General features: G+C 46.7%; 15 protein-coding genes and 1 pseudogene. 15 read left to right on the forward strand and 1 reads right to left on the reverse strand.

Annotation, left to right across the window (positions count from 1 at the left end; genetic code table 11):
• Positions 1-184 precede the first annotated feature (184 nt).
• The gene (locus DW830_RS09930) at positions 185-838 is read left to right on the forward strand and encodes a hypothetical protein (protein ID WP_147487247.1); all 654 of its coding nucleotides are present in this window, start codon (positions 185-187) and stop codon (positions 836-838) included.
• 107 nt (positions 839-945) lie between these two features.
• On the forward strand, positions 946-1,338 hold the full coding sequence (locus DW830_RS09935) for a hypothetical protein (protein ID WP_119249776.1): 393 nt from the start codon (positions 946-948) through the stop codon (positions 1,336-1,338).
• A 1-nt stretch (position 1,339) separates the two neighbouring features.
• Here the strand turns inward: DW830_RS09935 and DW830_RS09940 are convergent, their stop codons facing one another.
• On the reverse strand, positions 1,340-1,960 hold the full coding sequence (locus tag DW830_RS09940) for a M23 family metallopeptidase (protein WP_233544476.1): 621 nt from the start codon (positions 1,958-1,960) through the stop codon (positions 1,340-1,342).
• Between the two features lie 272 nt (positions 1,961-2,232).
• On the opposite strand from DW830_RS09940, the gene DW830_RS09945 reads away from it, so the two are divergent.
• From DW830_RS09945 to DW830_RS10005, 13 genes and pseudogenes are all read left to right on the forward strand, one after another.
• The gene (locus tag DW830_RS09945; RefSeq protein WP_119249778.1) at positions 2,233-2,985 is read left to right on the forward strand and encodes a DUF4099 domain-containing protein; all 753 of its coding nucleotides are present in this window, start codon (positions 2,233-2,235) and stop codon (positions 2,983-2,985) included.
• 31 nt (positions 2,986-3,016) lie between these two features.
• Positions 3,017-3,226: a hypothetical protein gene (locus tag DW830_RS09950; protein WP_117695413.1), complete on the forward strand. Its 210-nt coding sequence runs from the start codon at positions 3,017-3,019 to the stop codon at positions 3,224-3,226.
• 35 nt (positions 3,227-3,261) lie between these two features.
• Entirely contained in the window at positions 3,262-4,899 is a 1,638-nt protein-coding gene (locus DW830_RS09955; RefSeq protein ID WP_119249779.1) for a hypothetical protein, read from the forward strand.
• Positions 4,900-4,920: 21 nt separating this feature from the next.
• Positions 4,921-6,393 (forward strand): toprim domain-containing protein, encoded by a 1,473-nt coding sequence (locus tag DW830_RS09960; protein WP_119249780.1) that lies wholly within the window; start codon positions 4,921-4,923, stop codon positions 6,391-6,393.
• A gap of 5 nt (positions 6,394-6,398) precedes the next feature.
• Positions 6,399-6,890: a PH domain-containing protein gene (locus DW830_RS09965; RefSeq protein ID WP_119249807.1), complete on the forward strand. Its 492-nt coding sequence runs from the start codon at positions 6,399-6,401 to the stop codon at positions 6,888-6,890.
• A gap of 40 nt (positions 6,891-6,930) precedes the next feature.
• Positions 6,931-7,583, forward strand: a pseudogene (locus tag DW830_RS09970) (hypothetical protein).
• A 25-nt stretch (positions 7,584-7,608) separates the two neighbouring features.
• The gene (locus DW830_RS09975; RefSeq protein WP_119249781.1) at positions 7,609-8,307 is read left to right on the forward strand and encodes a hypothetical protein; all 699 of its coding nucleotides are present in this window, start codon (positions 7,609-7,611) and stop codon (positions 8,305-8,307) included.
• 63 nt (positions 8,308-8,370) lie between these two features.
• Positions 8,371-9,048, forward strand: a complete 678-nt coding sequence (locus tag DW830_RS09980) for a hypothetical protein (protein ID WP_119249782.1) — start codon at positions 8,371-8,373, stop codon at positions 9,046-9,048.
• A gap of 26 nt (positions 9,049-9,074) precedes the next feature.
• Positions 9,075-9,905, forward strand: coding sequence for a M23 family metallopeptidase (locus DW830_RS09985; RefSeq protein ID WP_119249783.1), 831 nt, complete (start codon positions 9,075-9,077; stop codon positions 9,903-9,905).
• 23 nt (positions 9,906-9,928) lie between these two features.
• Positions 9,929-10,210: a hypothetical protein gene (locus DW830_RS09990; RefSeq protein WP_094880505.1), complete on the forward strand. Its 282-nt coding sequence runs from the start codon at positions 9,929-9,931 to the stop codon at positions 10,208-10,210.
• A 10-nt stretch (positions 10,211-10,220) separates the two neighbouring features.
• A complete protein-coding gene (locus tag DW830_RS09995) occupies positions 10,221-11,609 on the forward strand; it encodes a hypothetical protein (protein ID WP_119249784.1) in 1,389 nt (462 codons plus the stop codon).
• 12 nt (positions 11,610-11,621) lie between these two features.
• Positions 11,622-12,062, forward strand: a complete 441-nt coding sequence (locus DW830_RS10000; protein ID WP_119249785.1) for a DUF4494 domain-containing protein — start codon at positions 11,622-11,624, stop codon at positions 12,060-12,062.
• A 19-nt stretch (positions 12,063-12,081) separates the two neighbouring features.
• Positions 12,082-14,529: a zincin-like metallopeptidase domain-containing protein gene (locus tag DW830_RS10005; protein WP_119249786.1), complete on the forward strand. Its 2,448-nt coding sequence runs from the start codon at positions 12,082-12,084 to the stop codon at positions 14,527-14,529.
• Positions 14,530-14,533 lie beyond the last annotated feature (4 nt).

Below are 14,533 nucleotides of genomic sequence, written 5' to 3' on the forward strand. Positions count from 1 at the left end.
CCAAAAGGAGTGAGTTTCTCAGATTTTATTTGTATCTTTGCCATGTCATATTAGAGTTTTGCTTGTCTTCTTTTCGCAACACTAAGGTAAGTGAAAATTCTGACATGCAAAATCCTGGGCAACTTTTTTGTTGCTCAGGCACTTATAAATAATGTTAAACTATAGTGTTGCGGAATTAAGGACAATGAAAAAGATAATCGTTTTATTCATGCTGGTGATGGCAACCATCGGTGTACATGCCCAGTTTTCTATAAGCAATTCTACTCAGCGAAGAGTAATTGTCGCTTATGAACTTGGAAGCGATGGTTATTACAAAAGAGTAACCAAGAAGTCGGTTGAGCGTGTTGATAATATTGTAGGTAGCTATGCTTATGACAAGAAAGCTCAAAATCTGTATGTCATAACTCCAAACAGCAATATTGTAATCACACTTACCAAGGACTACGCCAAGATCATCAAGAAGAACAAGTCTATCCCCCAAGTAGCAGAAGATGAACTTGATGTGCTCGTTCAAAAATACTCCAAACAGTTGGATGATAAATATACTGCGCTAAATGAGGCACGAACAAAGCATATTCAAGACTCCATAGCTAAAGCAAAGGCTGACTCCATTGAAATAGAGAAGCTTAAAGCTGAAAGATTGGCCAAACTGAAGAAAGAACGTTCAGACTATATGGAAACTCACAACTGGAGAATGGTGCCAACTGGAAATAAGTCTCTGTATTGTGACGAATGCGAGAAATCATTTTCAGAAGATTCATTATTCACTATTGGAATCAAAAATGATACCATTTATTACTTCACAAGACTGATGGAAGACTGGGCTACACATATATAACAGGACATAAAAGTGAACTAAGCCAAAGTCTGAAAGAATACAGTCCTTTCAGGTATCACTATGAAATATTCAAAGATAGCCTTACAGATGAGTCTGAGGATTATGACATGATTACAAGTGAACTGTCATACCATTACCTTGACGAGTATGTCCAGCGTCTCAAAAAGAGAGCACCTTACGGCTTCTTTACTGATTGGGGATGGGATTCAGAATATTCATGTATATCATTCCATTTCAACTACATGAATACCAACAGAAATACAATCAAGTACATCGATGTATATTTCAAGGTAACAAACGATGTTGGCGATTTGAGGAAGACCGGCCATTTCCAGGGCACAGGACCACTTCGAGAGTTTGAATCAGCAAGTTGGGAATGGGACACTTCCTATTATTATGTGTCTGGAGACGCTTCAAATATGAATATCACCAAGGTGATACTGACATACATGAACGGTACAAAGAAAGTACTAACAGGCAATTTGCTTGTGTTTGAATAAACTACAGGGCATTTTCGAGCAATTCACGAACATACTTCAGAAGGATGACAGGGTCAAACACCTTGCCATCCTTTTTTGTTGTCAGGTGCAGATGAGGACCAGTTGACATGCCGGAACTTCCAGATACCCCAAGCACCTCTCCAGCATGGACAAACATCCCCTTTGAGACCCAGAAAGCAGAAAGATGGCAATAGCTGATGGTATAGCCAGCTGTTTTGACTGTGACATACTTACCTGAGCGATTGTCGTGGCCAACACCAGTCACTTCCCCTGGAAACATGGAAAACACTTTCTCGTAATGAGCTGCCAGATCCACGCCGTTGTGCATGATAGTCTTGTGCTTCACCGGGTGATTACGCATTCCAAATCTTGAATTGATCTGAATGCTTTTCAACGGAAACGAAGCCCTGAGATAAGGAAGAACATCTTGGGAAGAATCTGGAGGCAGAGTATCAGCCTTCACTACAGAGTCCACAGAGGCAACATGAGTTGTTTCTTGTGGACTCTTCTTTTTAGATATACTATGCTTCTTCACATACCCAATCGTATTGAATTGGGCATGTGAAGGAGTCTTTGTGAACATCATTGTCAGAATCAATATGAGTGTCTTTATTGCTTTCATGTTGCAAAGGTAATCAGACTCAGCAAAACAACACGAAAGAAGTTACCTCTTCCCTATTATATCTAACTTTATTTATGTTTATAGTATGATAATTGAAGAATAATCATACTACTTTCATAACTATCTATAAAACTTTGATGATACTAACGTACATGTTTAACTTCTTCTATATCTACAATGTAACTTTGTTGTCGGTTTGGCTTTAGGCGCAGTCTGAATAAGACCAGTCGTTAGGTCATCCACCAAATAAAAAACGAATAAAACAGAAGCAAATGAATTACAATTTCGATGAGAACGAGATGCCTTATGGCATCCTTGAACGTTTCGGACTCACCCAGGCAATGATTGATGACTTGCCGACCGATGTCCTCCAGAACATCTACAATGGCCGCAAGTCGCCAGTCCTGCCAGTTCATATCACAGCCGATGATGGTGAGGAAGTCAAGGCACGAACCAGGTTCAGCCTTGTGAGAACAGCCGAAGGTGGCGTTGATGTGCTCTTCTATCCACAGCTCGATGAGTTAGACTTGAAACTCTTCAATGAGCAGCAGGAGAAGAACCTTGTTGCAGGAAAGCCTATCGTCGGTCATTTGGAGAGCAACGAGGTTGGCAAGGAACTCGGCAGCAAGTGTTTCTTCCAGCTTGATCCAGAAAGCAAGCAGGTACTCAGTGTTCCAACCCCGGTCATCGGCAGAAACATCCAGTATGTAGCAGACCGCTACCACCTCACTGGCGCAGAGATGCAGAAGTTGCAGAACGGAGACATCCTTACCATCGTAGAGGATGACGAGGAACAGTCCATCGGTATCGACCTCAACTCCAACACCGGCATCCGTTTCGCAGCAGGTAACGAGCTTGTCTGGAAGCGAGAAGCCAAGCGTGACTGGGACAAGTTCAATTTCGGCATCTTCGGCTGTTGGGCTATGGATGAAGACGGCAATCTCGACTACATCCCAGAAGAGAACTACACAGAAGAGATGTGGAATGAACAGAAGAAACTGGGAATGCGCATGATGCAGCGATAACCCAAAGTATTAACCCATAAAACAAGATTTCATGGCAAATGTAAAGTACTATCCAGAAGACGTGCTCGTGGAAAAAGTCCAGAGCGGAGAATATGGCTGGCTTGACTACATCAACCACCACTCACCTGAATGGCAAGAGGAATACACAGCCTTCTGCAAAGAGAAGGATCTCATTGTCAATGAGGAATCGGCAGAGGAATTTGTCGATTGGAAGGGCGAGCAGATTGAAGCTGGCGAATAATCACACAGTACAGAAACAATAAACAGCATTAGAATATGTCTATCAGATCAAATGCATTACCAGTAGGCAGAGACCTGGCTCCAGAGTTTCAGGAGATTCTCAGAAAGAATGGTATGCAAGCACATATCATCAGACAAGGAGAAGGTTATCAGTTGGCCGTTCAAGGTCACGACTCCCCTCTGCTTACCTACGCCATCACAGCGCAGCAGCACAGAGCCTTGGTTGACTGGGGAGCAAACTCAGCCAACAAGCAAGCCTACAACACCGTGGCAGAACTCGTGAAGAATGATTTCTACATGCCACTTGACTTCGTTCATGCCAGAAATGCCAATGGCCGTGTTGCCATGGGACTCCACGGCTACCGCATAGGCGTTGGCGAATACGGCAGACTTCCATGGAACAAACGCTATGCCCACATGATGATGGATCCATATCACGGAAGATTCCTCGGTTGGACTCCACGATGCCAGGAAGGATTCCACATGCGCAGAGTTGGAGGAGTCATGTTCATACAGGGTGCTCCAATCGTACTAGAACGTCCTGACGGCAGAATGAAGCCGGGTGAGTTGCAGAATGGCGGTTATGGCTTCTATTATAAAGGTGGTCAGCAAAACATGGTACAGCAACCATCGCAGGATGTGTTGGCAGACCTGCAATCAGTCATTACCCCTGTAGTGGTTCGTCCACGTCCCAAGGAACCTGCCAAGCCATACAACGAACTCATCACCTCCAAGGTTTATTTCAGCAATGACAAATGGCAGGAGTGTCTTTCGTCTCATGGCATCATCGTAGATGCAGCCAACAAAACACTCACCATCCAGTCCACTGCCACCAAGCAGGACTTTGTCTATGACCTCACTGAGGATGAAGTGAAGAAACTGACCAACAATTCCATCAAGCAAGTACCTGTCCAAAACCGCATTGACATCATCAACAATGCCATCAGGAACGATTTCCAGGACAAACTGACGATGGATATGCTCAATTCAAAAGAGCAGATCAGCCTGAAACTCAAACCTGAGATAGAGGCAGAACTCAACAACCGCCAGCAGATGGTGATTGACCAGTCGCTCCCAGCTAATGGCGACCAGATTACTATCGAGCCTGAAGACCGCAGTGTTGCTCATGTAGATGGCAACAGCCTGTATGAGCAGAACGAAAGCAAGGGATGGTTCCGTGAAGGCAAGCATGGCAGAGAGGTTCAGGTTGATGATATCAAGGTTGAACCAGTGCGTAATGAGCAGGGTGAAATCCTGAAAGACGAGAAAGGCAATGCCAAATTTCGCATGACCGCCGTCATCAATGGAGAGAGCATCAGCCATGAGATTACCCAAAAGCAGTATGACAAGTTCATGGCCATCGATGACTACCACCGCATGAAACTCTTCTCCCACATCTTCAAGGAGGTGGATATGAAAACCATCCCTGGAGAAGGCAAAAATATCGGAGCTCAGATTGGAGGAGCACTCCTTGCAGGACTTGCCGTGATGAGTGAACTGGGCAGAGACCATCCAGCACCGGCAGTATTCGTAGAACACCATCATGACCATGCCCATGGGCCACATGTATATTTTAAGGGCAGCGTGGATTCACCGCAAGACCTTGCTTCACGAGCCTTCGATGCAGGACTCAATGCAGGAGAACACGGTGTAGGCTTAGGTCATGGCAGATAAACAACAATTCACATTCAAGAGATGACAGACGAACAGACATTTGCAGACTACAGAAGCCGTCTTAACATCAAGGACGTATTGGAGGACGCAGGCTACACGTTTTACAAGCGTGATGGCTTGCGCTATCCTGCGTATGTACGCCTGGGCAGCGACGGAAAAAGAATCAGTGGAGACAAGTACATTGTCATGCCCAACAAGAACTGCTGTTTCCAGCCGCCAACCATCAAGCTCTACTCTGTTACCTCCTTCATCTGGGAACATCCAGATCTTTTCAAGGAGTACAAGTATGGCATGAAGGAATCAGCCCTTGTCCATAAGGTCTGCCAACGCCTGCTTAACATCCCGGTAGAACATCGGAGTCTGGACGTACATAATCCAACAGTCAACAGCAAGCCATTTGATATCAATGACTACAAGATTGACCGTTTCAATCCTAAAGACTTCGAGTCACAGAAGCCGTTCTACGCCTTCTTCACGTCAAGAGGAATTGATTTCGCCACCCGTTGTGCCTTCCATCACAGCTTCTTCCTCGCATCGAAAACCACCAAGGATGGCAGCACCTATAAGAATCTCTCCTTCCCCATGCACATCCCTGGGCAACCAGACAAATGTGTAGGCTTAGAGGAAAGAGGCTATCCTCGAAAGGACGGTTCTGCCAGAAAAGGCATGGCTACCGGCACCAATGCCAGTGAAGGATTATGGATGGCAAGTCCCAAGCAAACGGAACTCCAGGATGCCCGTATTGTGCTTGTCTTTGAAAGCGCATACGATGCCATGGCATTTTATCAGCTACAGATGCGCAAGGAATCAGGATTGGATCAGCGTGGACGGCAGGATCTGAAAGCCGGAGTCTATGTCTCTACTGGAGGTAACCCAAGCTATGGGCAGATACAGGGATTGCTGAGAGCTGCACCCCAAGCCACCTTCCACCTTGGCTTTGACAAGGATGTGGCAGGAAAGCAGTTTGTGGCAAACTTCGAGGATATTGCAAGCAAACAGAGTCCGGTTGCACCGGGAAATGTACCTGCTGACATGAGAGAGTTCATGGAAAGCTTCGACAAACAGCCGAAGACCATCAAGGAACTGTTAAGTTTCAACGATGAGAACTACAGCCTTCTTCCCCATGAGCTCAAACAGCTATACCTGGTTTACGATTCAGCAAAAGAAGAGGCATTGGAGTATCACTACTCTCCCTTTTTGTGTAAGGAAGACAAGCAGGAAGCTGCTGACAAGATGAACAAAGCGTTCAAGGACTTCAAGGATGCACTGCTACAGAAACTCAACCTGCACGAAGACCAAGACCTCGCTCCCGTGAAGATTATACGGGAAGAGCCATCGGAAGGCTACAAGGACTTCAATGACGAGCTTTTGGATAAGAAACAGTTCTCTATGACCGACGTAGTAGAGACCGCATTTGACGAGAACGGTGTGGACTTAACCTTTGAACGGCAAGAAGAGAACGAGGAAACCAAACATCATGGATTTAAACGATAATGAATATGGCAGACCCAATCAGACGATACAACATCATCACCCTACGCCCTCACTGGGCGCAGTATATCATCTCGCAAGGGATGTCGTTCATCATCAGCTGTGCCCTGTTCCTTGTTGCCGGTCACGACAGCATCACCTACAAGATGCCTTTCGTGGTACTTGGAGGTGTGATGACCTGCATCATGCTCTATAGATGCTTATATCTCTACAAACTCAGATACATCATCACCTCTGAACAGCTCATCATCCAGCATGGAGTGATGACCAGAACCAGTGACTACATCGAGCTGTACCGAGTGGTGGATTTCAGCGAGAACCGTGACATTCTGGAACAGTTGTTCGGATTGAAGACAGTATGGATATTCAGCGGCGACCGCTCTAATCCCAAACTCGACATCTACGGTGTGAAGGAAAGGTTGGACGTTGTGAGAATCATCCGTGAACGTGTAGAATACAACAAAAAGAGAAAAGGCATATATGAAATTACCAACAGATAACAGAAGAAGCAAGGTTGTTGCAGCCATTGCCTTGGCGTTAATGCTATCGCCAGCTATAGGTTATGCTCAGATTGCCTCCAGCAATCCATTGGAGTATGTTGCCTTGGCTGAGGGAAACGAGCTTATCAACGGTCAGATCAAAAGCCAGATAGAAGACCAGCAGAAGACCGCATTCCTGCAGAACACCATCGCAGCCGAGTTCTCCCAGATTCACAAATGGGAAAAGAAGTATAACAGCTATCTGAAAACGGCATCGGGTTATGCTTCCACGTTGAAAGCCTGCACCTCGCTCTATGACGACGGTGTGAGGATCTTCATCAACTTGTGCAACCTGAAAAAGGCCATAGCAAGCAATCCACAGGGCATTGTGGCAACAGCGAGCATGAATAACCTCTATATAGAGACTGCCACAGAGCTCGTCACGGTATATGCCACATTAAAGGATGCCATAGCCAAGGGTGGCAACGAGAATATGCTCACAGGTGCAGAACGAAGCAAGACCCTCTGGGAACTGAACGACCGTCTGGCACAGTTCAACAAGAAGCTGTCAAGGCTATGTCTCAGCATCAGATACTACACCATGGCCGATGTCTGGAACAATGTCACGGCAGGAATGCTCGACCGGAGCAATGCGAGATAGCCAGTCAAGCCCTTGGCAGATGGCGCAGATGCGCCAGAGTTGTAACACCATAAGAAAGATTATTTGAGGATAACATTTATGAAACGTCTCTATGCTCTCATATTACTTCTCTTTTCTCTCATCCTTCCCTTTGATGGGCAGGATGGGAGTTTTCTCCGTGCCCAGGGCAATGACCCGGTCCTGGCAGGTATGATATTCCAATATACCGACAAAGCCAAGAAAGAGTTGAAGCAGCAGGAACAGATGATGCAACTTGTATCTACAGGCCATATATGGATCAAGGAGGAGGTGGAAGGTACTACCAACCTACAGAAGGAGTTCAACAACTATCTTGACCGATTCAACAGCATCATCAGCTATGCAGCTCAGATCTATGGTTTCTATCACGAGATAGACCGTCTTGTGGCACAACTCGGAACCTACAGCCACCAGCTCAGCCATCAGACGACCAATGCTCTTGCCGTTGCTCTGTCCTCCAATCGCAACAAACTCTATCGGGAACTTATCATGAACAGTGTCGAGATAGTCAATGATGTCAGGCAGGTATGCCTCTCTAATAACAAGATGACAGAGAAGCAGCGACTGGAGATAGTCTTTGGCATACGACCGAAGCTCAAACAGATGAACCAGAAACTCAAACGGTTGATACGGGCAGTGAAGTACACCAGACTGTCAGACGTGTGGGCAGAGATAGACTATGGAGCCAGGAGTGAAGTGGACAAACCTACCATTGTACAGCGATGTAAAGAACGATGGCGAAGAAATGCAAGACCTTGAAGTAAAGGTTCAACATAATCATATAATAAATAACAGTACAATAAATTAGAAATAAAAAGCATTATGGGTTGGGGTTCATTTTTAAAATCAACTCTCCGATTGGGAGGAAGGATGACCAGTGCAACAGCACACACTGTGGGCAGCGCTGTGCTTCATCCTCAGCAGACCTTGAAAGGCGTAGGTTCTGCCACTAAAAGCGCAGTTGTCGGAGGAAGTCTTGGTTACATTGGTTGGGAGAAACTCACCACGGACAAAAGCGTTGTAGGCATTGTCAGCGATGCCGTCATAGGAGAAGACACCACCAAGAAGATTGGCGATACTGTATCAGGGATTGGCGATGGCGTGAAAGACCTGAAAGACTCTGTTACAGGACTCTCTGACAATGTTAATGGGGCTATCAGCAACGTGGATTCCAAGTGGAGCGGTATGTCTGGCTTCCTTAGAGCCATGTTCTCTGGTCATGGCGGTGACATGTTCGGAAACTTCTTCAGCAACATAGGCAAAGGCAACGTTTCAGGTCTCAGCCTTGTAGGACTTGTAGTCTCTGCCCTCCTCGTCTTCGGTCGCTTCGGATGGTTAGGCAAGATAGCTGGAGCCGTTCTCGGAATGATGATGATAGGCAACAATGCCAATCTAAGCAGCCTACTTGGTGGCAACAGTGACCGTAAGGCAAGCAACCACAAGGAAGAAGAAAAGCTGCAAGAAGTAGAGCAAACCAATACTGTAAGCAGACGAAGATAACAAACACTATAACAAAGTATTATACAATGCACTATACACAAGAAATGATACTGCATTCCGACAGTGGCTATTGCATGCCATTCGAGGAAAGAAACGGAGAAGTGACCATGTCCCTGGGCTACGGCAAACAGAAGCATCCGCACACAGGAGAGTCATTTTTCCATCATGGAGTTGACTTCAAGGTCAGGAACTATCTGCTGTCTGCTGTAGCTACCGGCAAGGTGACAGGTCTGGGCAACGATGCCATTCATGGCATCTACCAGATTACCAGATACGGTGACTATGAAGTGACCTATGCCCACCTGAGCAACGTGTTTGCCAACTACGGCAAAGAGGTAAAGGCAGGGCAAGTCATCGCCTTCAGTGCCGACTCCCTCCATGTAGAAGTCAAATACAAGGGGGAAGAACTCAATCCACTGGAGTTCCTCACCATGATCTATAGCAATCTGAAAGTGATGGAACAGAACGGCAAGCCAGGTGCAGCACCTCAGTTCGTCACTCTTGATATGGATGTTCATACCATGTATGACAAAGACCAGAAGGAGATCGAAGACCTCATGATGCGCTTCTTCCCCGACTACATGAGCGACATGAGCCAAGGCATCTATGCCCTACCAGAGCATACAGAACTTGCACTTCGCAATATCTTCACCATGTCGGCCATGAAGAATTACTTCTATGAAACCCTGCCTTCCATGGCGAATCCATTGGGAATGGGATCAAGAAGCATTCCAATAGCCGAGCGAGTACAAAACCTCCTCATTGGAGATTTCCTCAACTATCTCGCCTTGCGCCATCAGATCTTTCTGTCGAGCATGAGCGCCATCGAAAAAAAAAAGCACAAGACCGGGCAATAGCGACAAGCGGAATAGTTGACCCACTGGCAGAACTGGACATCGATGTTCAAAGCTTCGACATTCCACGCCTGGTGAGCGTCTATCCCGACAAGTCGGGAATCAGATGGTGGACTAAGGCTTGGTTCAACAACAGCGAGAAAGGAGAAGCTGCCATTGAGATAGAAAGAAATCTGGCCATCAAGTTCATCAACGACAACATCGAGAAGGACGAATGGCTGGAGGAATATTTCCCGAAACAGATGGAAGTCTATCACAATGCGATCGAACAGACCAGGGAGCAAATCCTCAACCAATTAAACTTGTAAATATAAAGCTATGGTAGAGTCAAAACAGGATAAGATATTCAATACTAAGGTCATACCGATTATGAATAAAGTTCGGAATGACCTACAGAACAAGCTTGCAGACGAGTTGCGGTCAAACTCCAATTCGTTTGCAGGTCTGATGGCAGCAGCAGCTGGACCTGACGGTGGTATGGCATCCATGCAGGCGCAAAATGACACTCTCAAATACACCGGCAAATGGACATCCAAGACTACGGAAGACTATATTGCGATGGTCAAGAAAGAGTTGAAGCGACAGCATATCACGGTCAATGCTTCCATGGAACAGAAGATGATAGACAAGATGATAAAAGACAAAATACCGAAATCATCCATCGACTACATCATTCGAAAGGCTGCCACCAGTACTATCTTCTATCTACCGCAGGAAGTCGCAAAATCGCCATTGGAGCAAAAGATAGACTCGGAGGCAGAGAAGCGGTATAAGCCATCGATCTGGGAAAAGAACGCTGGTATAGCCCTTGGCTCTGTAACCGACCTTGCCTGTATGGGAGGATTGGGAGGTGGCTTAAAGACTGCAGCCACCTGGATAGGAAGCGACATGTTCGTCACCCATGTTGGTGATAAACTCAATGACCGTTCCGATGTTCCCATGATCATTGCACCGGGAAAGGAGGATGAATACAGACGAACGCAGCAGGAAAAGAAGAAACAAGCGGAGCAGAAACCGCAGAACAAGCCACAATCTGAGGAAGCACAGCAGGCAGAACCAACAGAAGAAGTGAACCAATCTGAAGGTGAAGCCAGCAACACGCAGCCCGAACAGACTAACATGAACGGTTGGCAAGGACTTCTCACGTCATTCGGCCTCAACGGTATCAGCGATATAGGCCATAATCTTGGCTATGTATTGGCCATGCTTCCTGATATGCTAGTCGGCATGTTCACAGGTAAGACCAAGTCCATCAATATCAAGGACAACATGATGCCTATTGCAAGCATTGTTGCAGGTATGTTTGTCAAAAACCCGATTCTCAAAATGGTGCTCATTGGCATGGGAGGCATGAATCTTCTCAATAAGGCAGGACATGAAGCCTTGGACAACTTCAAGGCACAGGATAATCCGCAACACGCTGGTGGCAGAGTCAACTATCGCATCTATCCCGAAGAGCCTCTGAATGCACGCATCCAGAATCCGGAGATAAGAGCCAACTGCCTGATCGCAACCATTGACAGAGTACCCTGTACCATAGCCCTTCCAGAAAAAGTTGTGGATACCTACCGTCAAGGAGCGCTGCCTCTCAACACTCTTGCCAATGCTGTGCTGGCCAAGAACGACCAGATGCGACAGATAGCATCCGAGAAATACGAGGCTGGCGAACGACAGACAGTCATCGAAAGACCACTTGCTCAAAGATAACATAGAACAAAGATGAAAAGATACTGGTATAAATTCCGTGTCAAATACGGCAAAGCCCTTGACACAGGAAAGAAAAAGAAAGTCAGTGAAGAATACCTGGTAGATGCCGAGAGCTTCACCGAGACAGAGAAACGTGCCACCAAAGCTGCTACAGAGCTTATCGGTACCAGAGACTTCGACATCACAGCCATCTCACGTGAACCTATCACTGAGATTCTGAAAGAAGACGAGAATGAAGGCAACCACTGGTACAAGACCGTCGTCTCCCTTGTCACTGAAGATGAAGACACTGGCGTAAAGAAGTTCTCACCACAGACCATCTACGTCAATGCCTCTTCGACAAAGGAAGCAGACCGCATGCTACGTCAGCACATGAGCAGCAGTGTGACAGAGTGGGAAATCAAATCCATAGCCGAGACCAAGGTTCTTGGGGTTCTTGGCTATAAGCAATGATCACAAAAACATCATATCCATGACAGAAAAGAATCAGCAAGAAAAGATGGCTGCTGAACGTCAGGTGGAACTGTTCACCAAAGCGTTCGGAAAAGCCAAGGAAGATAATGGTATTTGGCTGGACAACAACGGTCGAAAGGCTCCTGGACTCTACCAGAAGCATCTGCAGGTATCAGCCTTCAATGCCATCATCTTAGGAATGCACGCCGCTCAAAACGGCTACAAGACCAACCAATATACGCTTTTTTCGGAAGCGAAGAAACGTGGCGAGTCTGTTCAATCAAAAGAGAAAGGAGTACCGTTCCTCTGGTACAACTGGAACGAGTATGTCAACAAGCACAACCCTGAGGACAAAATCAGCCGTGCAGACTACCAGGTTCTCCCTTCAGACAAGCAAGCTGACTACAAAGGCATCAGAAGCCGTGAAGTAAGAGCCTTGTTCAATATTGAGCAGACTACCCTACCCATGGTTGACAAGAGCGCCTTTGAAGCAACAGTCCAGGAATATGGCAGGTTGAACGACCGAAAGGATGTAGAGTCAGCCTCCACAGCCATTCGCCTAGGTGTAGAAAAGCTTCTGGAAAAAGCACGTGAGAACATGGTCGAAATCCGCAGTGACTCTACCGGTGTAGCACATTACGACAGCAAGAAAGACATTGTCTTCCTGCCAAAAGCATCTTCCTACGAACACTATGAGGATTATGCCCGTGATGCAGTATCGCTACTTGTTACAGCCACTGGCCATGGGCAGCGACTGGCTCGTGAAGGTATGGTAACGAAGAACGGAAAGGTCTCTGCAGAGGATGCCATGAAGCAGGAGCGTCTGGTCACAGAGGTTGCCACAGCCGTAAAGCTCCAGGAATTGGGAATCTCAGCCAAGCTCTCCCCGGAAAGCATGGCTATGACCGATTATTGGTCAAGAGAACTGAAAGAGAACCCTTGTCTTATTGATATACTGGAGAGGGATGTCAACAATGCCGTGGATATGCTCCACAAGGCAGAACGTGGCGAAAAGGTTGAATTGAACAGCAAGACTGCCAGAAACCAGGCAGATGCCATCAAGAGCATCCTTCCAAAGCACTACTATGTGGCTGACGAGATCAAGACCCTTCCCAACAAGTCCACCAAGGAGTTTGTCCTCGTAAAGGACGCAGAGGGTAAGATGGCTGACGTAGTCCTTCCGGAAGGTGCATCCTTAGGTATGGATAACGACATCCCTGGCATGAAGAAAGGACGTATAGAACATGCCCTACAGAAGGAAGGCTATGAAACCGTCACCTTCTACAATGTTGATGGTTCTATGGGCTACCGTCCTGATGACAGTTTCTTTGACGGCAAGGCAGTCTCTGTTGCCAGACTCAACAACTGGAGCCTGGAGACCATCACCCTGCTCGATGTTTCAGATGCTGTGAAACGCTCAGGAGCCGTGGACTTCGACAAGATTCTGATGCTGCGTGACGATGAAGGAAAGTGGGCACTCTATCTGAAGCCTGAGAATGAAAAGGCTTTCAGCGTATATCCAGACAAGGCCGATGTAAACCTGTTCTTCACCACAGTAAAGCAAGGCGACGAGGAGCTTTCAGACACTATGCGTCAGGACATGGCACAGAAATACTACATGGAAGCTTCCAATAAGCCGGAAATGAAGGTTGACCTCTTCAAGAGCAACGTTCCTGCCGAAGAGGTGGACAAAATTCAACGTGTCAACATCTTCAAGACCAAAGAGACGGACAATCAGCCGAGTGTCATCCTCTGTATGCCTACTGTGAATGGAGAAAAGCTCAAACCTCGTGAGATCTCACCATCCCAGTGGCAACGTATGTGGCTCGCCGAGAACATGCAGGACTACAAAAAACACCTTGCTGCCAGTCTTTTTGCCGATGTACTGCGCAAAGACCGGACCGATGCGGTAGCTGTAGGCACAGAAAAAACGGAGCAGGAAGCTCAGAGCAATGAGGTAAAGCAGAACACCGCTCAGCAAGAGGAAGACAAGGCTACGGAGGAACAGAAAGAGGAAACTCCAGAAAAGAAAGAGCAGAAGCAGAAGGAAGAAAAGGCAAAGGAAGAGAAGACTAAGGCAGAGACAAAGGCTGCCGTTGTAGCAATGACTCCGATGTTAAAGCAATTCTACGAGCTAAAAGGCAAACATCCTGATGCAGTGTTACTTTTCCGTTGTGGAGATTTCTACGAGACCTATTGTCAAGATGCCGAGAAAGCTTCAAAAATCCTGGGCATCACGCTTACCAAGAGTTCCCATACCAAGGATGCAGACGGCAAGCCTCTGGCCATGGCTGGGTTCCCATACCACGCTCTCGACACCTATCTGCCGAAACTCATCCGTGCTGGAGAACGGGTTGCCATCTGCGACCAGTTGGAAGCCCCCAAACGTGCCACAGAGGAAATTTCTCCCTCCAAGATAGAGAGTCCTCAGCAGGAACAGAACAATTCATCAGGAATACACAGATAACATG

Source organism: Prevotella sp. AM34-19LB, assembly GCF_003468525.1.
Lineage (GTDB): Bacteria > Bacteroidota > Bacteroidia > Bacteroidales > Bacteroidaceae > Prevotella.